Origin of the sequence: Sphingobium sp. Z007, from assembly GCF_900013425.1 — a bacterium.
In the GTDB taxonomy this organism is placed as follows: Bacteria; Pseudomonadota; Alphaproteobacteria; order Sphingomonadales; family Sphingomonadaceae; genus Sphingobium.
This window is the reverse complement of the sequence record NZ_FBXK01000005.1, coordinates 2,594,101-2,613,063: the sequence shown is the minus strand read 5'-3', so window position 1 is coordinate 2,613,063 and position 18,963 is coordinate 2,594,101. Positions and strand designations below refer to the sequence as shown.

Sequence of the window (18,963 nt, the reverse complement as noted above, 5' to 3'; positions counted from 1 at the left end):
CATCAGAAGGCTTCGTCCAGGGCCGCGCGCCGTTAACGCCCACATGGCATGATCGGCACTCGGACTGGCGGCACAGCGGTTCATCTTAGCCTATGCCTCAATAATCCTTCGAATAGCGCAGGTTGGCGGAAGACCCGGCATTGGTGCCGGTCTTCGACAACAGACTCAGCGTCTTGGACAGCGCGATTTCCAGCTGGGTGGCGGTGAAGCCCTTAGAGTCGGTGATGACCTCCACATAGATATTGTTGGAGATATGCTGGCCGACGGCGAGCGACGTCCCGCGCCCGGTCGTATCATCGCCGCCGACGATGCCGATCCGATCGATGCCCGACGCGCCCTGCAACTTGCCCATCGGGTTGAGCCCGCCGCTGCCCCCGCGCAGCCCGTTCAGCGCTGCCGCCAGCTGCACTGCCTGCATCGGCGACAGGTTGGCGACATTGTCTCCGAAGAGGATGCGCGAGAGGATTTCGTCCTGTGGCAAGGTGGGCGTGGAGATGAAGGCGATGTCGGGCTGCTGCGCCGATCCCGTCACCTGGATGCCCGCGGTCACCGTGTCGATCCGCGTCTGCGCCTTGATCGCCAGGATCGGGTTCATCATCGGCCCGTTGAAGGTGATGACGCCCTGTTCCAGCTCGAACTGATGGCCTGAAAAGCTATAGCGCCCACGAATCGATTCGATCTTGCCGACGACGCGCGGATTGGCGGTCGTACCGGTGACCCGCATGTTGGTTTTCCATTCGGAATCCAGCCCCATGCCGGTCACATAGATTTCATTGTCGGCCTTCACCCGGATATCCAGTTTCCAGTCGGTCGGTTTGGCCGCGGCCTTGCGATCGGCCAGACGCTGGTCGAGCGCGTCGCCGCCTTCACCTTTGCGTCGCACGCCGGTCAACTGGCGAATTTCGGTGCCGCCCTGCCACGCCACCTTGTACCGGGTTTCCGGCAGGTTGAGGTCGCCCTTTATCAGGCCGCCATTGGCCGCGCTGTTGCTGATGTTGATGGTGCCGCTGACGACGCTGGTGATCGCCTCACTCCGCGCCAGTCGCGCGCGGTTCAGTTTGACCGCGATATCCATCGGGAAGCCGCTGGCCGCCGCCAGACCGACATTGCCCGACGCCTGCACCGTTCCATCACCCGCCCGACCGGAAAAGTCGCGGATCTCCAGATGATCGTTGGTGAACCGGCCATCCAGCTTCATCTGGGTGACGCGGGTGCCGAACGTCTCATTTTCATAAGTCAGCGCATTGGCGCGGACCACGCCGTTCAAGCGCGGATCGCTCAGCCGCCCGCTAAAGTCCGCCGCGACGGCGAGGCCGCCGGTCAACTGCTGATCGGCGAGGCCAGCGAAGGAAAAGAGCACATCGGCCGGGCCGGCATAGCGGATGCCACCGCCCAGAGGCGCATTCTGCAACTGCTCGGCCCAGCTTGCGCCGCTGCCCGGAGGGGCAAGGGTCGCGGTGAAGCGGCCCAACGTCGCGCTACCCGCGCGGATCAGGCCGCGCAGGTCGCCGCCTGCCGACGACAACTTGCCCTCGACATTCATCGACACCGGGTCGGATACGGCGGTCAGGCTGGACCGGCGGAAATTGTTGATCGCCAGACGGGTGGTAGCGGTCGGAAAAGCGCTACCCTTCTGCGCATAATCCAGCGTCCCGGTCATCTTGCCGCCGACTCCCAGGCCGGGCGCAGCGATATTGGCGATCGCCAGGTCGAAATCCTTGAACCGCGCCTGCGCTACGGTCGTGTCGCCAAAACGGCCGGCCAGGTCGACCTTGCCCTGCGGCAAGACCAGCGTCGCCGGTTCCAGCCGATATCCGCTTGGCTCGCTGCGGATGATCGCAGGTTGGGCCAGGCGGAAGTCGATATTGGCGGCCTTGCCCTGCAACGCCACGGCATAGAGGTTGGGGCGCAGCGCCGCATTGGCGGCGATGGAGAAGGGCACGCCGCTCGAGCCATCGGCGACCATTTGCGCGCGCCCACGCCCGCCCTGATAGTCGATCCGCGCCCGCGCTTTGCGCACGACATAGGCGCCATAGGCGGCATTGGCGATCTGGGCGTCGGCCTTGATCTGCGGCTGCTCGGTCAGCAGGATGGATGCCGCTACGATCGCCCGGCCGATCACGACATCGGCGTCTCCCGGCAGTTTGGCATTGCTGGCGGTGGCGTTGACGTCGACGCCCTGCACCTTGCCTACCGCCGCCAGCCGGATCGCGCCAGTGATGCCGGAACCGTTCATCGCAAGCTGCCCGGTGAAGGGACCAGCGGCGCTCTGCTGGATGCGACCGTTCATATCGACCCCGGCGAAGCGCGCCTTGGTCACGTCGATGGTCAGCGGGCCTTGGGCGGTGCGGATCAGCACATTGGCGAAAAAGGGACCATAGGGCGACCCGCCGGTGGCTTCGAGCCGGTATCCCGCCGCCTCGCCATTCAGCTTGGCGACGACATCGGTCAGCTGCACGCCGACATTGGGTCGCGATGCGCGCAGCACGGCTTGCGGCCGCTCTATCGTGCCCCGGACGGTCAGCGCCAGCGGGCCATATTGTTTGGACGACGCGGTCGCGTCGAACGCGACCTGCCCATTGCTATCATAGCTGCCGGAGCCGCTGTGGATGGTGAAATTGGGCGCTGCGCCCTTGAGGCCCGCCAGCGTGAACTTCCCCTCCGGCGTCATGCCGATCCTGCCGCTGGCGACCGCATTGCCGCCCAGGAAATCGCGGACCGACGCATTTTCCCAGCGCGCCGTGCGCACGCCGAAGCGACCCGCCAGGCCGAAGCCGCCCCTGGGGCCGGGCACCAACTCGACATCGGTGTTGAGGTTGACGATACCGACGCCGTCGATCTTATAGTCGTTAACCCGCCCCTTGAGCGCGCCGCGATAGAGCGCGTTGTCTAGGTCGGCCAGTACGATCGCGGTGGCGTCCACCCGGTCGCTGTCGATCTTCAGATTATCGCTGATCAGCTTGCCCGCGGCATAGGCGAAGTCGCCCTTCACGCGCAAATTCTGCAGCAACCCGCCCGCCGCGGCATTAAGGCCGGTGACGCGGGTCGCAGTGGCGCTGATCGGTATGCGGATGCGGTCCGTATCGATCACCGCCCGGCCGCTGGCCTTCAGATTCTCGATGCCGGTCGCGTCGAAGGCCAGAGTCTTGGCGGTGATGTCATAATCAATAAATGGCGTCGCCATCGGCCCGTCGAGGATGATGGACGCACGCACATCGCGGCCCTTCACCTTCTCCATGATCGCGCCGGGCGTCAGCAGTGCGGCATTGATCTTGAGCGCGCTGAACCGGCTCGTGCCCAGATCGATCAGCCCCTGCGCATCGGCCGACATCGCGGGCGAACGCAGCGTGCCCTTGATGTTCACCCGCCGTTCGTTGAGGCCGGCGAACAGATCGACGTCCAGTTGCGGCGCGGTCAGGCGATCGACCGTGCCGGCGAAGACCAGGCCGGGGCGGACCGGGCCTTTGGCGGTAAAATTGCCGTCTCGCGCCGACAGGGCGATGTTGGCGAGTTCGCCTTTGGGCGAGGTCGCGACGACCTTGCCGTTCCACGCCTGCCACGTCCCCTTGCCGTCCAGCGTCGCGGTGACGCCATCGGTCAGGCCGGTCATCCCCGCGATCACGCCGCCCTTGGGCGCGGTCAGTGTGCCGCTCATCGCCAGGCGGTTCTGGTCCGGCACCGCGTCCAGCTTCGCCTGCAGCCGGTCGCCGCTGTCGACGATCGCGTCGGCGGACAGGATGGCGCGGCCGTCGGCGATATGCGTCACGCCGTCGATCGCGATCTCGCGCTTCTGGCCGATCACCGGCTTGGCCAGAATGAACTTGCCGATCTTCATCCGGTCGACGTCGATGTCGAGGTCGGGCAGAATCGGCGCGTTGGGATCGGTCGGCGTTTGATTGAATTGCGGACTGCGCGCCAGCACGACCAGCGGCGTTTCAAGCAGGCTGACTGCGATATGATTATTGACGTAGCGGAACGGGCGCCAGATCACATGGACCTTTGGGCTGACCGCGAACACGCCCTTGGGGTCGCGCAGCACCAGGTCGTGGATCGTCATGTCGCTGTAGATCGACCCGTCGATCCGCCCGACCTCGATCTTCATGCCCGATTCCATCTGCAGCGCGGCGATCTGCTGGATCAGGAATTTCTTGCCGGGTTGGGTATTGAGGCCCAGCAGCAGCCCGCCCGCCAGCACCACAAGGGCGACGACCAGGCCGACGACCCCGATTGCGATCTTCTGCCACAGCGGGCGCTTTTCGCGGATCACGACCGTCTGGGTTGCTTCGTCAGCGGGGGGCATAGTGTCGTCCTGCGCCATCAGAAGGCCTGCCCGATGCCGATATAGAGGGCGAATTTGGACTCGCCAGGCTGCCGGTTGATCGGCATGGCGATGTCCGCGCGGAAGGGACCGAAATTGGTGTAAAAGCGGCCGCCCAGGCCGACGCCGTACCGCATGTCGGAAAATTCTGGCATGGAGCTTTCATAGACTTGACCGGCGTCCACGAAGGCGACGACGCCATAATTGCCGAAGCGATACCGACCCTCGACCGCAAATTCATTGACGGACCGGCCGCCGATCGGATCGTTATTGGCGTCCTTTGGCCCCAGTTCCTGATAGCCAAAGCCACGCACCGATCCGCCGCCGCCTGCATAGATACGCCGCGAAGGCGCGACATCGGCGCGGCTGACGCCGGTGATGGTGCCGACCTTGGCCCGGCCCGCGATCACCAGGCTGTCCGACACGGGATAATAGCCGGTCAGGTCGAAACTGGCGCGCAGATAGGGGGAAAAACTGCCCTGCAACGACCCTTCCGGTTCGGCCCGCAGATTGGCGCGGAATCCCTTGGTCGGGTTGAGCAGATCGTTGGACCGATCATAGCCGATCTGCACCGGCAGGCCGCCGATGAAATAGGTGCGCCGCGTCTTGTCCGCGGTCGCCGGGTCGATCACCACCTGCTCGTTGGTCAGCAGAATTTCCGCGCCATAGCTGTAGGTCCAGCGCTTTTGGAAGATCGGCGTCGACTGGCGTGCCCAGCCGATGTTCAGCCCCGCGGTGAAGGCTTCATAGGCGTCGTACTTCTGGTGGTTGAGCGTCGCGCCGGCCTGGAAAGTCCTGTCCCGCTTGCCCGCATTGGACCGGCGGAATGTGCCCGAAACGCCTTGCTCCTGCGTGCCGGCGATGACGCCGCCGATCAATGCGCCCTCGGGCGGGAAGAAGTTGCGATGGGTCCATGTCGCTTCGGCCCGGAAACCCTGCCCGGTGCCATAGCCCGCTTCGCCCGCCAGCGTTCGCGGCGGTCCCGCGTCCTGCTCCACGGCCAAATCGACATATTCGGTGCCGTCCGGCCCCGCCTCACCGGTCCGCACCGGCTCCACCGATACGCTGGAAAACAGGGATGTCGCCACCAGCGCCTTGCGCAGATCGTCCACCTTGCGGCTGTCGTAAAGTTCGCCCGGCTTGTAGCGCTTGATGACCTCCATATGGTCGGCGCCGAACGCCTGCTTGTCGCCGCTGGTGGTGATCTTGCGGAACGTGCCGCGTGGGCCGGTTTCGACCGGCAATGTATAGTCGCCCGTCACCGTCGCGGGATCGAGCAAGATATCGCGCTGGCCCACGTTCGCGAAGGGATAGCCATTTTCCGGCAGCTTCAGCGCGACATTGGCCTCCGCGCCTTCCACCAAGGTCGCGACGATATAATCGCCGGTCTTGAGCGGCAGGCTGTCGCGCACCAGACCGGGGGGCACGGTCGGCCCCGCGGTAATGACAATGTCGCCGATCTTGTAGCGCTTGCCCGGCGTCACGGAAATCACGGCCTTGAGCGTCCCGTCGCCCGCCTGGTCCAGGCTGGCCAGCGCGGTCGCGTCATAATAGCCTTCGGAATAGAAGAGGCGCGTCGCCAGCTTCTCATCCTCCTGCGCGCGCGCCTGCACCATGGCCGCGGTTTCCGCCTTGCCCTTGCCGTCCATCAATGCGGATGCGGCGCGGAATTCGTCTTCCAGTCCCGTCTTGCCGAAGCCTTCGATGCTGGTGGCATAGCGTATATCGGGCTGCTTCGCATTGGGATCGGCACTGGATGCGACATTGGCCGGTACGGTGACGCTGCCTAGCGGCGGCAACGGCTGGGCCAGTTCCTGTTCCTCGGCCGGATCGGTCGCTGGCGGCAATTCGGCCGGCGCTGTCGATTGCTGCGGCATCTGCTGGTCGATCCAGCTATCGATGGAGGGCAGGGGCGCATTGGGATTGGCGCTTTCGACCTTGGGCAGGCGGGCCTCGAACTGGTCGTCCGTCAGGATCGGCTCTTCATCCTGCGTCGCCTCATAAGGAAGATTGGGGCTTGGTGCGGGCGTCGACTGAGCTTGCGCCATCAAGGGCAGGGACGAGGCTGTCATCAGCGCCGCAACCAGGATGCGCCGGACATGATATGCCTGTCGTGTCGTCATGAACCTGCGATGCCCCCTTCGCATCGTGCATTCCACACGCGCGGTAAAGAGGCAATACGCTCAACAAGTTGCATGGGTTCCGCGGCCGCACGATTTGCTGCGCTTCCCACGCGACTCGCGGCAGGGTAGAGCGGTCGCATGACATTTGCGCTCAATATTTCCCGATCCATCTCTGGCCAGCCCTGGCGCTGGCGCGGCGGGAGCGCCGACGGGCGCGACGCGACCTATCTGCCCGACGATCTGGTGACGCAATTGCTGCTCGCCCGCGGCTGTCCGCGTGATGCGGTCGATGCCCATCGCAATCCCACCATTCGCGCCTTCATGCCCGACCCCAGCCTGTTCCGCGACATGGACGCCGCCGCCGATCGGCTGGCCGACGCAGTGCAGCGGGGCGAGGACGTCCGCATCTTCGGCGATTACGACGTCGATGGCGCGACCAGCGCGGCGCTGTTGATTCGGCTGCTGCGCGACTTGGGACTGCACGCCAAACCCTATATCCCCGACCGGTTGATGGAAGGCTATGGCCCGTCGGGCGAGGCGCTGGTGCGCCTGGCGGGGGAGGGTGCGACGCTGATCGTGACCGTCGATTGCGGCGCGCAGGCGTTCGAAGCCCTGTCGATGGCCAAGGCGACCGGCGTCGATGTCGTTGTGGTCGATCACCATAAATGTTCGACCACGCTGCCCGAAGCCTTTGCGCTGGTGAACCCCAACCGGCTGGACGAGAATGACGGCGCGGCGGTGCATGGCCATCTCGCCGCGGTCGGCGTCGCCTTCCTGCTTGGCGCGGCGCTGGTGCGAGTGCTCCGCGCGCGGGGATGGTTCGCCAGTCGCGGCGAACCCGCGTTGATGGAATTGCTCGATATCGTCGCGCTCGGCACGGTGGCGGACGTCGCGCAGTTGAAGGGCCTCAATCGCGCCTTCGTGGCGCAGGGGCTGAAAGTCATGGCCAAGCGCCACAATATCGGCCTGGCCGCACTGATCGACGCCAGCGGCCTGACCCGCGCGCCGCTATGCCATGATCTGGGATTCGCCCTTGGCCCCCGCATCAACGCCGGCGGACGGGTCGGGCAGGCGGATTTGGGCGTGCGGCTGCTCACGACGCAAGACCCGGCTGAAGCCGCCAGCATCGCTGCGCAACTCGACCAGTATAATGAAGAGCGGCGCGCGATCGAATCCACGGTGCAGGAACAGGCGGAAGCGCTGCTGTCGGCGCAGGGCAACCGCGCCGTAGCGGTGATATCCGGCCAGGGCTGGCATCCCGGCGTCATCGGCATCGTCGCGGGCCGGATCAAGGAAAAGGCAGGTCGCCCCGCCATCGTCATCGCGGTGGATGAGGACGGCGTTGGGAAGGGGTCGGGCCGCTCCATTTCCGGCGTGGATCTGGGCGCGGCGGTGATGGCGGCCAAGGATAGCGGCCTGCTGGTCGCGGGCGGCGGCCATGCCATGGCGGCGGGGTTGACGGTCGCGGCGGACCGGATCGATGCGCTGGCGGACTTTCTGGACGACCGGCTGTCGGCCGCCGTCGCCAAGGCGCGCGACAATCGGGCGCTGATGATCGACGCGGTGCTCGCCCCTGCTGGCTTAAACCCGGACTTCGTCGCGGCGATCGAACAGGGCGGTCCCTACGGCGCGGGCTGGCCCGCCCCGCTGATCGCCGCCGGGCCGATGCGCGTCATCAAGGCCGATGTCGTGGGCAACGGCCATCTGCGCGCGATCATGAGCGGGGAGGATGGCCGGTCGATCAAGACGATCGCCTTTCGCCAGGCCGAAACCGATTTGGGTCAGGCGATATTGGGCGCGCCACGCGACCGCAAGCTGTGGGTCGCGGGCAAGGCGAAGATCGACGACTGGGGCAGCCGCCCGGCCGCAGAACTGCATCTGGAGGACGCAGCCTGGGCGGATTGAGGCATGTCCTCAAGGGCAGGCAATTTTCTTGGCTTTAGGGGGTTGACCCTTTTCCCGTCCCCGCCTAATTGCGCCTTCGCTTCGCAGCGCTGACTGGTCAGTCGCTGGATGAGGTCCCATCGTCTAACGGTTAGGACACTGCCCTTTCACGGCAGCGATACGGGTTCGAATCCCGTTGGGATCACCACCTCCGCTCTTAGCGGAAGGGCCTTACACCGCTTCTTCATCGACAAATTCATGGCCCGGCGGTTGCGGGCAGCGTGCGCCCGCTTTAGCGTCGGGCGCTTGCCGTCCTTGCCGAGTATATGTTGCCCGATGCGTCCCCTTGTCCTGTGCGCCCTTGGTCTGCTCCTTGGCCTGTGGTCCGCCCTTTCCGCCGCTCTGCCAGCCAATCGGCCCAGTCCTGGCTTGACCCGCGTCGCGATCGAAACCTCGGTCGGCACGATCATCGTGGCGGTAGATCAGAAGCGCGCGCCGCGCACCTCGGCCAATTTCCTGACCTATGTCGATGATGGCCGCTTCGACGGCGTCACCTTCTACCGCGCGGCGCGGCGCAAGAGCGACCCTAAATATGGCCTGATCCAGGGTGGCATCGATACCGACGCCCGCCGCTCGCTGCCGCCGGTCGTGCATGAGCCTACGAGCAAGACCGGCATCCTGCATCTTGACGCCACCCTGTCCATGGCGCGGCCCAACCGACCCAATTCGGCGATGGGCAATTTCTTCATCACCATCGGCGCCATGCCCAATATGGACGCGCGCGGCGACTATATCGGCTATGCCGCCTTCGGTCATGTCGTGGGCGGCATGGATGTGGTGCGCAAGATTCTTGCCGTGCCCACCTGCTGCGGGTCGGGGCCGATGCGCGGGCAGATGATCGTTAAGCCGATCCGCATCATCCGTGCCCGACGGCTGGACGGCATGGCCAAGCCCACGCGCGGGGTGAAGCCTTGGTTGATCGGCCTTAATAAGCGAACAGCGAATTAGACACTATTACGCGAAAACCGCCTGATCGCGCACCCACCGCTTTCCACCCTCACGCGGCGGCCGGGCCTGGATCTTCTTCCACGCCTGTTCGTGGAAGAAGAAGGCGACGGCGTTGATGACCGGTTCGATCAGCGCGATGCCGCCGGCCAGCGCGAGCGACCCGGTCATGACATAAGCGACAGTGAAGCCGACGGTGAGGTGGATGGTCAGATAAGTACCGGTCTTGATGAGGTCGAGCGACATGGGGCGTCTCCTTGGTTGCGACCTAACTAAGAGTCATTCGCAATAACCACCAACGGCTTTTTCCACTGGCTCTGATCGCCCAGCACGATCAGGATGCTATATGAAGGGGAAGGCGTATGGCCGGACGGATCAGGGTGGGCATTGGCGGCTGGGTCTATGAGCCGTGGCGCGGCACTTTCTACCCGGCGGGGCTGCGGCAGAAGGACGAGTTGGCCTATGTCGGCGCACATCTGACCGCGACTGAGATCAACGCGACCTATTATAGCAGCCAGAAGCCCGCGACCTTTGCGGGTTGGGCGAAGGCGGTGCCGGACGGATTTCAGTTCGCGGTCAAGGCGTCGCGCTATTGCACCAACCGCAAGCTGTTGGCGGAGGCGGGCGAGTCGGTCGCGAAATTCACCAACCAGGGTATCGCCGAACTGGGTGACCGGCTGGGGCCGATCCTGTGGCAGTTCATGCCCACCAAGCAGTTCGATCCGGACGATTTCGGCGCCTTCCTCAAACTGCTGCCGTCCAGCGTCGATGGCGTGAAGCTGCGCCACGCGCTGGAGGTGCGGCATGAGAGCTTCGACGATCCAGCCTTCCTGGCGATGGCGCGCGACGCCGGGGCCGCGGTGGTGCTGGCCGATCATGACGATTATCCCGCGATCACCGGCCATGATGTCGGCTTTACCTATATGCGGCTGATGCGGGCGCAGGCGAATGAGCTGACCGGCTATCCGCCCGCGGCTATCGCGGACTGGGCCGAGCGCGCTCAGGCGGCGGCGGGGCAGGGCGATGTCTTCGCCTTCTTCATTAGCGGCGCCAAGGAACGCAACCCGGCGGCGGCACAGGCGATGATCGTGGCTTTACAGTAACAGGCCTGTTGCATTTAGTGCAATCGGTATGTCGCGCTTTGCGATTGTTACAAGAATATGACGGGCGTAGGGGACCGCTCACACCCAGATGGGTGGTAATTCTTGCAAAGATGGAGCAAAATATGCGGCAGGCCTTTCAGGGCGCTGTGCTGGCCGTTGCGGTCGGTGTTCAGATGTTGACTTTCTATTCGGTGTTATATGCCTGATCGCGCATCATGCGCGAACCTTATCCCGACAGACCGGGATGCAAAAAGGCCGCTCCCGGTTTAACCGGAGCGGCCTTTTTATTTGTCTCTGACTTGGTGATGTCCTGGCCCATCCGTCGGGCCACCATCAGCCCTCTGCCAGCCAGCCCGCGAGTAGGTAGGCCACGACGCCGATCGGCCCCAGCGCGCAGAGCGTCAGCAGGACCAGTCCGACGCGGAGCAGCGTCACGTCCAGGCCAGTGCGGTTGGCGACGCCGGCGCATACGCCCATGATCTTGCCGTTGGTGCGGTCGAGGGTGAAGCTGTTGTTCATCTGTCAGGCCTTCTGCTGAAATGGGTGTTGAGTAAGGGGCGCGATCAGGCGATCGGCGACACCGGGATCGCTGCGCTGACGAACAGGCTGGCGACGATGAACGCGCCGACAAGGGCGACGGCGGCGTTCTGGATCTTGGCGATGGACATGGTGGATACTCCCTGATGTGATGGCCGGATCATTCCAGCCTTGATGCCAACAGGAATTGCAGATGCCGTGCCAGTTTCGATTTTTGGCGGAAATCAGCGGCTGTTCGCTGACGAGGCGTGCGGCGCGGCTGGCAAATAGTCGCGCTGTTGGGATATTTTCCCGCAGATTGGTGGAATATGCCTGACCCAGCAGCGACACCTATCCATCTATTCGTCTACGGCACGCTCAGGGCCGCTTTTGACGGGCCGATGGCGCGCTGGTTGCGGCAAGCGGCGCGGCTGGTCGGACCGGCGACGATCGGCGGCGCGCTCTATCGGGTCGCCGACTATCCGGGGCTGGTGGCCGGGCCGACGGGCCGGGTGCAGGGCGACCTGTTTGCCCTGACGGACGCCGCCGCGGTCCTGGCAGTGCTGGACGAGTATGAGGAATGCGCCGACCATCATCCGCAGCCGCACGAATATCGCCGCGTGGCGATGACGGTGCAGGCCGCGGACGGGCCGGTAGGGGCCTGGGTCTATCTCTATACGCGCGACACGACTGGCCTGCCGCCTATCGCCGATGGCGACTTCCTGGCTTGCGCGCGGGAGCGGGACAGCTAGTCTCCGGCATCAACAAGATCGACAGGAGACAGGCGCCGATGACCACCGACCGCAATGAGGACGATACGCCCCTCGTGGAGCGGCTGCCCGAAGACCGCAACTGGATCGGCACCACCGGCTTCCAGCGCCGGCACATATTGGCGGGCGGGGCCTTCGCCGCCGGTTTCGCCGCCGCCTGCCGCCCCATCGCCAGCAGCGCGGTGCAGACCTCCGCCGAGGGGCTTAGCGAAGAGACCGTCTCGATTCCCGCCAGCGACGGCTTCGCCATGCCCGCCTTTGTCGCGCGCCCGGCGGGTGGCAAGGCTGCGCCGGTCATCGTCGTGGTGCATGAGATTTTCGGCGTGCATGAATGGATTCGCGATATCTGCCGCCGCTTCGCCAAAGCGGGCTATTATGCCATCGCGCCTGACCTGTTCGCGCGCCATGGCGACGCGACCAAGGTTTCCGATTTCAAGCAGTTGATCGGCACCATCGTGTCCAAGGCGCCCGACGCCCAAGTGCTGACCGATATCGACACGGCCTATGGCTGGGCGGGTAAGCATGGCGGCGATGCGAAGCGGCGCGGCATCACCGGATTCTGCTGGGGCGGGCGGGTCGTATGGCTCTACGCCGCGCACAGCGCCGATCTGGATGCCGGCGTCGCTTATTATGGGCGGCTGGTGACGGACAAGACGCCACTCCAGACGCTGAGCGCGATCGAGGAGGTCGGCAAGCTCAAGGCGCCGGTGCTGGGCCAATATGGCGAACTGGACAAAGGCATACCACTGACCGACGTGCAGGCGATGCGCGCCGCGTTGGTCAAGGCGGGCAAGTCCCCGCCCGACGCCATCACCGTCCATATAGGTGCGGACCATGGCTTCATGGCTGATTATCGCCCCAGCTATAACGAACCCGCCGCCAAGGCCGCGTGGGACGCTACGCTCGACTGGTTCGGCACCTATGTGAAGCGGTGAAACAAGCCGGGCTCCTGCGTTTGGCAGGAGCCCGGTCCTATCATTTCTGCTTCATCGCCTCGACCGCGGCCAGCGTGGTCTTCACATGCTCGGCATAGTTCATTTCGCTATGGACGAACGCGACGCGGCCCGACGGCGCGATGACATAGGAGGTGCGATCGGTCATGCCCGGCCGCATCTTGAGCGCCACGTCATAGCCGGTCACGATCGCTGGGCCAGCCGAAGCCACGGCGAACTTGCCCGCACATTCCTTGGTCGAAAAGGCGACGAGATCATCGACCGGATCGGCCGACATGCCGATGACGGTCGCGCCGGCGGCCTTGAACTTCTCGATATTCTCCGCGAACTCGCGTGCTTCGGCCGAACAGCCCGGCGTGAATGCCTTTGGGAAGAAATAGAGCACCACTGGACCGCGCTTCAGCTGATGCGACAGGGTCAGGGTGAAGGTCTTGCCCGCCTGCGCCCCGCGCGTGGTGAAATCGGGCGCCTTGGCGCCGACGGCAAGGGCGGCCATCGCGCCGCTGGAACTGAGGGCGGCGGCAGCGGCGAGGAGGAGAGACAGGCGCTTCATATGTCGGTTCCTTGGGTCGGACGTGGGTCGGGCTGTTCCCATAATTCGATCGCATTGCCCTCCGGATCATGAATGCGGGCGAAACGGCCGAGGACGGGGTCATCCCATTCTGGCTTGGTGATGATCGCAACGCCTGCGCCGCGCAAGTGGTCCAGGAGGGAATCGAGACCGGACACGCGGAAATTCAGCATGAAGGCCTTGTCGGGCGCGAAATAGTCGCTGTCCGCCTTGAATGGGGCGAACACCATCGGTCCGCCCTGCGGCTGCCAGATCCATGCATTGGGCGTGTCGGCCGGATCGACCACGCATCCGCCGCCGACATTCAAATGCGTCCGATACCATGCGCTGAGCGCATCGGGATCGCGGGCGCGAAAGAACAGGCCTCCCATTCCCAGCACCGGCATGGCATCGACTCCCTATATCTGTGGGAGCCAACGCTATCATGGGCGACGGAAACGGGGAACCGGCGGCGCGCTGGCCGGTTCCTTCAAGCATGCGTAGATCATGCCTTGCCTTCCTGCTGCTGGTCGCCGGGTGCAACCAGGCGGTGGACAACAGCGCCGACCAGCCGGGCGTCGTCGCCAATATATTGGACCAGACGCTGCCCAATGTGCAGGAAGCGCCGCCCGCTGCCAACGCCATCACCCCGGTCGAACCCACGCCGAAGATCGATACGCCGCCGCCCGCCACCGCCTCCGCCGGCCTCATTCCCGCTGCCATGCAGGGTAAATGGACCGGCGTGCAGGATCGCTGCGGCGACCGCAGTGCTGATCTGGAACTGACCGTCACGCCCGACCGGCTGCTGTTCCACGAGAGCGTCGGCACCGTAAAAAGCGTGACGCCGGGCGAGGAGGGCCGCGCCGCGGTGGAAGCCGCCTTCACCGGCGAGGGTCAGAGCTGGACCCGCACGTTGGCGCTGCGAACGTCAGCGGACGGCAAAGCACTGACCATCGTTAACGACGGGACGGCGGTCACGCGCAAGCGCTGCTGAATTGGCCGATGAGAACGGAGGGAGCGCGCCAATGTTGGGCGCACCCTTCCCCCTCCGCTCTGTCCCCGCTACAGCCACGCAATGATCGGCCGCCTTACCTTGAGCGATTTCCGCAATCACGCGGATGCGCTGATCCTGCCCGACCACAGCTTCATCCTGCTGACCGGCGACAATGGCGCGGGCAAGACCAATATATTGGAAGCGGTTTCGATGCTGGCGCCTGGCCGCGGGCTGCGCGGCGCGCCTCTGTCCGCGATGGTGCGGCAGGAGGGGGCAGGGGGGTTCGGCGTCGCGGCGGAGGTGGACGGCGTGGTGCTGGGCACCGGCGTTGCGGCTGGCAGCCCGGATCGCCGGCAGGTGCGGATCGGCGGAGTGGCCTCCTCCGCCAATGCGCTGGCCGATCATCTGGCGATCGTCTGGCTCACCCCGGCGATGGACCGGCTGTTCCTCGACAGTCCCGGCGGGCGACGACGTTTCCTCGACCGACTGACGCTGGCGCTGCATCCGGCCCATGCGATGCACAGCGCCCGCTATGACGCGGCGATGCGAGCGCGCAACCGGCTGCTCACCGACCTGCGCCGGGCCGATCCGGCCTGGCTGTCTGCGCTGGAGGCGCAGATGGGTGAGCATGGCGCGGCGCTGGCCGACGCGCGCGTCGATCTGGTGGCGCGGCTGAATGCGATGCTGGCGGACCAGCCTGACGAACCCTTCGCCCGGCCGCGGATCGCGATCGAGGGCGAGGATGCGAGCGACGACGCGCTGGCGGATCGGCTGGGGCGCGAACGGCGACGCGATGCGGCGGCGGGGCGAACGCTGTCCGGCCCGCATCGCCACGACCTGGCCGTCACCCACATCGCCAAGGATCAGCCTGCCGCGCTTTGTTCGACCGGCGAGCAGAAGGCGCTGCTGCTCTCGATGCTGCTCGCCCATGCCGCGCTGGTGGCGGAGACACGCGGACAGCCGCCCGTCTTGCTGCTGGATGAAGTCGCGGCGCATCTCGACCCGTCCCGCCGCAGCGCCCTGTTCCAACGATTGCGAGAAACTGGCGGCCAAGTGTGGATGACGGGCACGGAATCCAGTCTTTTCAACGATCTGGATAAGGCGACGCGATTGACTGTAACGGCGGGCCAGCTTTTTCGTTCCGCAATATAACGCATCGACGAAACGACTCGTCGCCCCGCGCTTGTTCATCCGTCCGGCGTCTGCCCTAAGACCGACATCGGGTTTCAAGCCTACAAAATAAGTCGGGGTCGCAATCACATGGTCGTTAGTTTTCGCGCGTTTTTCGCGGCGTCTATTCTTGCGCTCTCGACCCTGTTCGCTGTTCCCGCCACCGCAGGCACGCTCCAGTGCGCCCCCTTCGCCCGGCAGGCTTCCGGCATCGACATTCACGGCAATGCCAATACCTGGTGGGGCCAGGCCGAGGGTCGTTACGACCGCGGTCACGAACCCCGCGTCGGCGCGGTTCTGGCCTTTGCCGCCAGCCGTTCGATGCCGGTCGGCCATGTCGCCATGGTCAGCAAGGTGGTCAGCGGTCGCGAAGTGCTGCTGACCCACGCCAACTGGTCCTATCGCGGCGGCATCGAGCGCAATGTGCGCGCCATCGACGTGTCGGCCAATAACGATTGGACTGACGTCAAGGTGTGGTACGGCCCGATCCGCGACCTTGGCCTGCGTTCCAACCCGGCGCGCGGCTTCATCTATGCCCAGCCGTCCAAGGGCGTCGACCAGCCCGTCCAGATCGCATCGGCCGACACGACCGGCGGCGCTGCGGTGCGCGCCGCCTTCTGATCGCGGCGCCCGGATCGGCATGATGCTGATCCCCATTTTATCCCTGACCTGCGCTTAACCTCTTCTCAAACTCTGGCGGCTTAGGGTCATCCTCGGTGGGGCGATTCTTGTTTTCGGGATCGCATAGATGTTTCGAACGATACGCTGGACGGCGGCCTTGCTGTTGTCCGGTCTGGTAACCGCGCCCTCCTGGGGGTCGGCGGTGCTGCAATGTGTGCCCTATGCCCGGATCGTATCGGGCGTGGCGATCAAGGGAGATGCGCTGACCTGGTGGGACCAGGCGGCCAGCCAGTATAAGCGCGGTACCAAGCCCAAAAAGGGCGCGGTGCTCGCCTTCCGGCCCAATGGCCCTATGGTGCTGGGTCATGTCGCGGTCGTCAGCAAGATATTGGGCGATCGGCGCGTGCTGATCCGCCATGCCAACTGGTCGGTGCCCGGCGCGATCGAGGAAGATGTGCTGGCGATCGACGTGTCAGCGGATGGCGACTGGAGCCAGGTGCGCGTGTGGCACAGCCCGACGGGCCAGATGGGCGCGCGGACCAACCCGACCTATGGCTTCATCTATCCGGCCAAGGCGAAGCTGCATGATTTTACCCCCGACCCGGTGCTGGGCGCGAGCGTGCGTTTCGCCAAGGTCGATTCGGACATGTGGGACGAACAGGGGCTGCCACGGATGTTGCGGGAGCCGCGCGTGACGCCGGTCATGGTCAGCCCGCGGGCGATTCAGGTGGCGCAGGCCAAGCCCGCGTCCAGGCCGAACAAGCCAGCACCGCGGTTGGAGGCCGATCCCTTCGTCGTCGAATATGCCGACGCCGCGCCGTCGCAACGGACGCTGAGCGCGATCATCGCCGATGTCCGGCGCGATGCGGTGATGCACTGATAGAAAAAGGGCGCCCTCACCGGCGCCCCTTTTTGCTTATTCGGCTTCGGCCGGCTTATCCTCGGAATCCTCTGCCGGATTTTCGAACCAAGCTTCGACTTCGCCGGTCAGCTTGATCGTCAACGGATTGCCGTGACGGTCGCGGCTCTTGCCGGCGGCGACGCGAATCCAGCCCTCTGAGATCGAATATTCTTCCACATCCTTGCGCTCGCGGCCCTTGAACCGGATGCCGATGCCGCGCTGGAGCACCTCCATGTCGAAATGGGGGCTTTTGGGGTTGGTGGACAGATGATCGGGGGGCGTGTCGCTCATGGTCAGAAATCCCTGGAAAGTTTGTTCGCGCCTAGCGTCTGCGATGTGCGGCCGTCAACCGCCGCGCTTTTCATCGACGTCGCAGAAGATGCGGCGAATGACGCCCGCGTCCAGCCAGGCGGTGAAGCGGCTTTCCGCGTCGGCAAGGCCCGCGAAGGGATAGGCCACCGGCCGATCGTCCACCGCGCGGCTGGCCGCCGTCAGCCGGGCGACCGCGTCGGGCGCGGTGGTCAGGATGCGGCCGCGCCGGTCGGTTGAGGCGCTGTTGACGCCTACGACATGGCCGTCCTCGGCAAAGACCGGCCCGCCGCTGATGCCCGACAAGGTGCCGTCGCCGTCGGGGATGCGGCCCTTTTCGGCCCAGGCGAGGATCGGCTGGGTCAGGTCGCTGCGCCCGCGCCGCGCGCTTGCTTCGCCAATCAGTTCGGACATGACGAGAGTCGGCTCGCCCGCAGGAAAGCCCATATGATAGCCCGGCGTGCCCGGTTGTGGGATGCGGCGCGACAGGGGCAAGGCGGCGTCGCTAGGCAGGCTGTCGGGCACCAGCGCGGCGTCCGCCTCGCGGCTTTCGATGACGCGCGACACCGGCCGGGCGAAGCGGCCATCCTCTAGCCCTACGCGCGCGCAGCCATGGGTCACATGCTGCGCCGTCAGCCATGCGCCGTCCCGGTCGACGGCGAAGGCGGTGCCCATGGAATCGGCGGGTCCATTGGGATTATCCTCGATCACGAACTGCTCGTCGCTCCAGCCAGGCAGTGGCCGGCGCGGTGATCGGGGATCGAATTGTTCAACCGTCAGCGGTGGGACGGTCACGTCCTGCCCGAACCAAGCGATCAGAAGCAGGCCGCCCAGAGCGAAGGGCAGGCAACCGCAGCCGCGCTTCGCCATCGCCTCAGCCCGCGATCGCGGCGGCGGTGAGGCAGGCGATGGCGGCCTTCATCATCGCCAGGAAGATCGCCGCCGATCGCTCATTCGCCTCGATCCGTGCCGACAGCGTGCCGAGCAGGAAATCGACCAGGCGGAACGCGACGAGTTGCAGCACCAAGGTCACGCTGCCCCAGATGAGGATGTCCCAGACATTGACCGACCCGGCGAGGCAGAAACCCAAGGGCACGGCGAGGCCAATCGCCGCCCCGCCCAGCGAAATCGCAGCCGCTTCGTTGCCGCCACGGATCAGCGCAAATTCGTCATGCGGGGTGATCCACATATAGAGGCCCAGCGCCGCCAGCCAGACCAGCGTCGCGCTGCCCAGGTGCAGCAGCAGGATGGGAAGGCCCGACAACAGGCTTTGAATCACGGGCATGGGATCGGTCATGCCGTCCCCAATGCCGCAACCCGCCCCAAGGTTCAATCGGGGCGGGTTGCGGGTAAAATATAGCCGTCTGCCTTAGCGGCAGATGCGCACGCGCACGTTGCGGTCACGATAATGGTCGTAACGCCATTCCGTCCAGCAACGGGCGCGGTGGCGATAGGCGGCGCGATAATGGCCGCGAGGCCCGCGCCAGTCGCGCCGGTCGCCGCGCCAGTGGCGGCGATCGGCCCAGCGCCTGTTGTCATAACGGCGATTGTCCCAGCGCCCGTCGCGGTCGCCGCGCCAGCCGGAACCGCCATAATATTGCGCCTGGGCCGGGGCCGCTATTGCGCCAAGGCCGGTGATGGCAAGGCTCAACGCGGCCGCGCCCTTCCAGAACAGATGCATGATTCTCTCTCCTCACAGTTCCCGCCCGTCAGGGGAGGGAACATGGGGAGGAGAATGCATCGCGC

At 65.3% G+C, this 18,963-nt stretch carries 19 protein-coding genes and 1 tRNA gene; 10 read left to right on the top strand and 10 right to left on the bottom strand.

Annotated elements, in window-relative coordinates:
- Positions 1-97: 97 nt before the first annotated feature.
- Together CEQ44_RS20590 and CEQ44_RS20585 are read right to left on the bottom strand one after the other, a co-directional pair.
- A complete protein-coding gene (locus CEQ44_RS20590; RefSeq protein ID WP_088182343.1) occupies positions 98-4,318 on the bottom strand; it encodes a translocation/assembly module TamB domain-containing protein in 4,221 nt (1,406 codons plus the stop codon).
- Positions 4,318-6,441, bottom strand: a complete 2,124-nt coding sequence (locus CEQ44_RS20585; RefSeq protein ID WP_088182342.1) for a BamA/TamA family outer membrane protein — start codon at positions 6,439-6,441, stop codon at positions 4,318-4,320. The genes CEQ44_RS20590 and CEQ44_RS20585 overlap by 1 nt, the downstream gene beginning before the upstream one ends.
- A gap of 138 nt (positions 6,442-6,579) precedes the next feature.
- Between CEQ44_RS20585 and recJ the strand changes: the two genes are divergently transcribed.
- The 3 genes from recJ (at position 6,580) to CEQ44_RS20570 (ending at position 9,333) form a co-directional block, all read left to right on the top strand.
- On the top strand, positions 6,580-8,346 hold the full coding sequence (recJ, locus tag CEQ44_RS20580; RefSeq protein WP_088182341.1) for a single-stranded-DNA-specific exonuclease RecJ: 1,767 nt from the start codon (positions 6,580-6,582) through the stop codon (positions 8,344-8,346).
- 112 nt (positions 8,347-8,458) lie between these two features.
- Positions 8,459-8,533: transfer RNA gene (locus CEQ44_RS20575), tRNA-Glu, on the top strand.
- Positions 8,534-8,661: 128 nt separating this feature from the next.
- On the top strand, positions 8,662-9,333 hold the full coding sequence (locus CEQ44_RS20570) for a peptidylprolyl isomerase (protein WP_088182340.1): 672 nt from the start codon (positions 8,662-8,664) through the stop codon (positions 9,331-9,333).
- A gap of 6 nt (positions 9,334-9,339) precedes the next feature.
- On the opposite strand, the gene CEQ44_RS20565 is transcribed toward CEQ44_RS20570, so the two are convergent.
- Positions 9,340-9,576 (bottom strand): DUF2061 domain-containing protein, encoded by a 237-nt coding sequence (locus CEQ44_RS20565; protein ID WP_088182339.1) that lies wholly within the window; start codon positions 9,574-9,576, stop codon positions 9,340-9,342.
- A 116-nt stretch (positions 9,577-9,692) separates the two neighbouring features.
- Here CEQ44_RS20565 and CEQ44_RS20560 point away from each other — a divergent pair, with 116 nt between their 5' ends.
- Positions 9,693-10,433 (top strand): DUF72 domain-containing protein, encoded by a 741-nt coding sequence (locus tag CEQ44_RS20560; protein ID WP_088182338.1) that lies wholly within the window; start codon positions 9,693-9,695, stop codon positions 10,431-10,433.
- A gap of 333 nt (positions 10,434-10,766) precedes the next feature.
- On the opposite strand, the gene CEQ44_RS20555 is transcribed toward CEQ44_RS20560, so the two are convergent.
- Positions 10,767-10,952: a PspC domain-containing protein gene (locus CEQ44_RS20555; protein WP_088182337.1), complete on the bottom strand. Its 186-nt coding sequence runs from the start codon at positions 10,950-10,952 to the stop codon at positions 10,767-10,769.
- 326 nt (positions 10,953-11,278) lie between these two features.
- On the opposite strand from CEQ44_RS20555, the gene CEQ44_RS20550 reads away from it, so the two are divergent.
- Both CEQ44_RS20550 and CEQ44_RS20545 read left to right on the top strand, forming a co-directional pair.
- Positions 11,279-11,701, top strand: coding sequence for a gamma-glutamylcyclotransferase (locus CEQ44_RS20550; RefSeq protein WP_088182418.1), 423 nt, complete (start codon positions 11,279-11,281; stop codon positions 11,699-11,701).
- Positions 11,702-11,739: 38 nt separating this feature from the next.
- The gene (locus CEQ44_RS20545) at positions 11,740-12,654 is read left to right on the top strand and encodes a dienelactone hydrolase family protein (RefSeq protein WP_088182336.1); all 915 of its coding nucleotides are present in this window, start codon (positions 11,740-11,742) and stop codon (positions 12,652-12,654) included.
- 40 nt (positions 12,655-12,694) lie between these two features.
- On the opposite strand, the gene CEQ44_RS20540 is transcribed toward CEQ44_RS20545, so the two are convergent.
- Complete coding sequence (locus CEQ44_RS20540) at positions 12,695-13,225, bottom strand: peroxiredoxin (RefSeq protein ID WP_088182335.1); 531 nt, start codon at positions 13,223-13,225, stop codon at positions 12,695-12,697.
- On the bottom strand, positions 13,222-13,629 hold the full coding sequence (locus CEQ44_RS20535) for a VOC family protein (RefSeq protein WP_088182334.1): 408 nt from the start codon (positions 13,627-13,629) through the stop codon (positions 13,222-13,224). The genes CEQ44_RS20540 and CEQ44_RS20535 overlap by 4 nt, the downstream gene beginning before the upstream one ends.
- An 89-nt stretch (positions 13,630-13,718) precedes the next feature.
- Here CEQ44_RS20535 and CEQ44_RS20530 point away from each other — a divergent pair, with 89 nt between their 5' ends.
- The 4 genes from CEQ44_RS20530 (at position 13,719) to CEQ44_RS20515 (ending at position 16,887) form a co-directional block, all read left to right on the top strand.
- Positions 13,719-14,216 (top strand): hypothetical protein, encoded by a 498-nt coding sequence (locus CEQ44_RS20530; RefSeq protein ID WP_088182417.1) that lies wholly within the window; start codon positions 13,719-13,721, stop codon positions 14,214-14,216.
- Between the two features lie 81 nt (positions 14,217-14,297).
- On the top strand, positions 14,298-15,368 hold the full coding sequence (recF, locus tag CEQ44_RS20525) for a DNA replication/repair protein RecF (RefSeq protein WP_088182333.1): 1,071 nt from the start codon (positions 14,298-14,300) through the stop codon (positions 15,366-15,368).
- 108 nt (positions 15,369-15,476) lie between these two features.
- Positions 15,477-16,007 carry a CHAP domain-containing protein gene (locus tag CEQ44_RS20520; RefSeq protein ID WP_088182332.1) on the top strand — a complete coding sequence of 177 codons (531 nt, stop codon included), beginning with the start codon at positions 15,477-15,479 and terminating at the stop codon, positions 16,005-16,007.
- Positions 16,008-16,134: 127 nt separating this feature from the next.
- On the top strand, positions 16,135-16,887 hold the full coding sequence (locus tag CEQ44_RS20515) for a CHAP domain-containing protein (protein WP_088182331.1): 753 nt from the start codon (positions 16,135-16,137) through the stop codon (positions 16,885-16,887).
- Positions 16,888-16,923: 36 nt separating this feature from the next.
- On the opposite strand, the gene CEQ44_RS20510 is transcribed toward CEQ44_RS20515, so the two are convergent.
- The 4 genes from CEQ44_RS20510 to CEQ44_RS20495 form a co-directional block, all read right to left on the bottom strand.
- Positions 16,924-17,199 carry a DUF3297 family protein gene (locus tag CEQ44_RS20510; RefSeq protein ID WP_088182330.1) on the bottom strand — a complete coding sequence of 92 codons (276 nt, stop codon included), beginning with the start codon at positions 17,197-17,199 and terminating at the stop codon, positions 16,924-16,926.
- Between the two features lie 54 nt (positions 17,200-17,253).
- Positions 17,254-18,087 (bottom strand): serine protease, encoded by an 834-nt coding sequence (locus tag CEQ44_RS20505; protein WP_088182329.1) that lies wholly within the window; start codon positions 18,085-18,087, stop codon positions 17,254-17,256.
- 4 nt (positions 18,088-18,091) lie between these two features.
- Positions 18,092-18,514 (bottom strand): DUF350 domain-containing protein, encoded by a 423-nt coding sequence (locus tag CEQ44_RS20500; protein ID WP_088182328.1) that lies wholly within the window; start codon positions 18,512-18,514, stop codon positions 18,092-18,094.
- Positions 18,515-18,586: 72 nt separating this feature from the next.
- Entirely contained in the window at positions 18,587-18,898 is a 312-nt protein-coding gene (locus CEQ44_RS20495; protein WP_088182327.1) for a hypothetical protein, read from the bottom strand.
- Between the last annotated feature and the right edge of the window lie 65 nt (positions 18,899-18,963).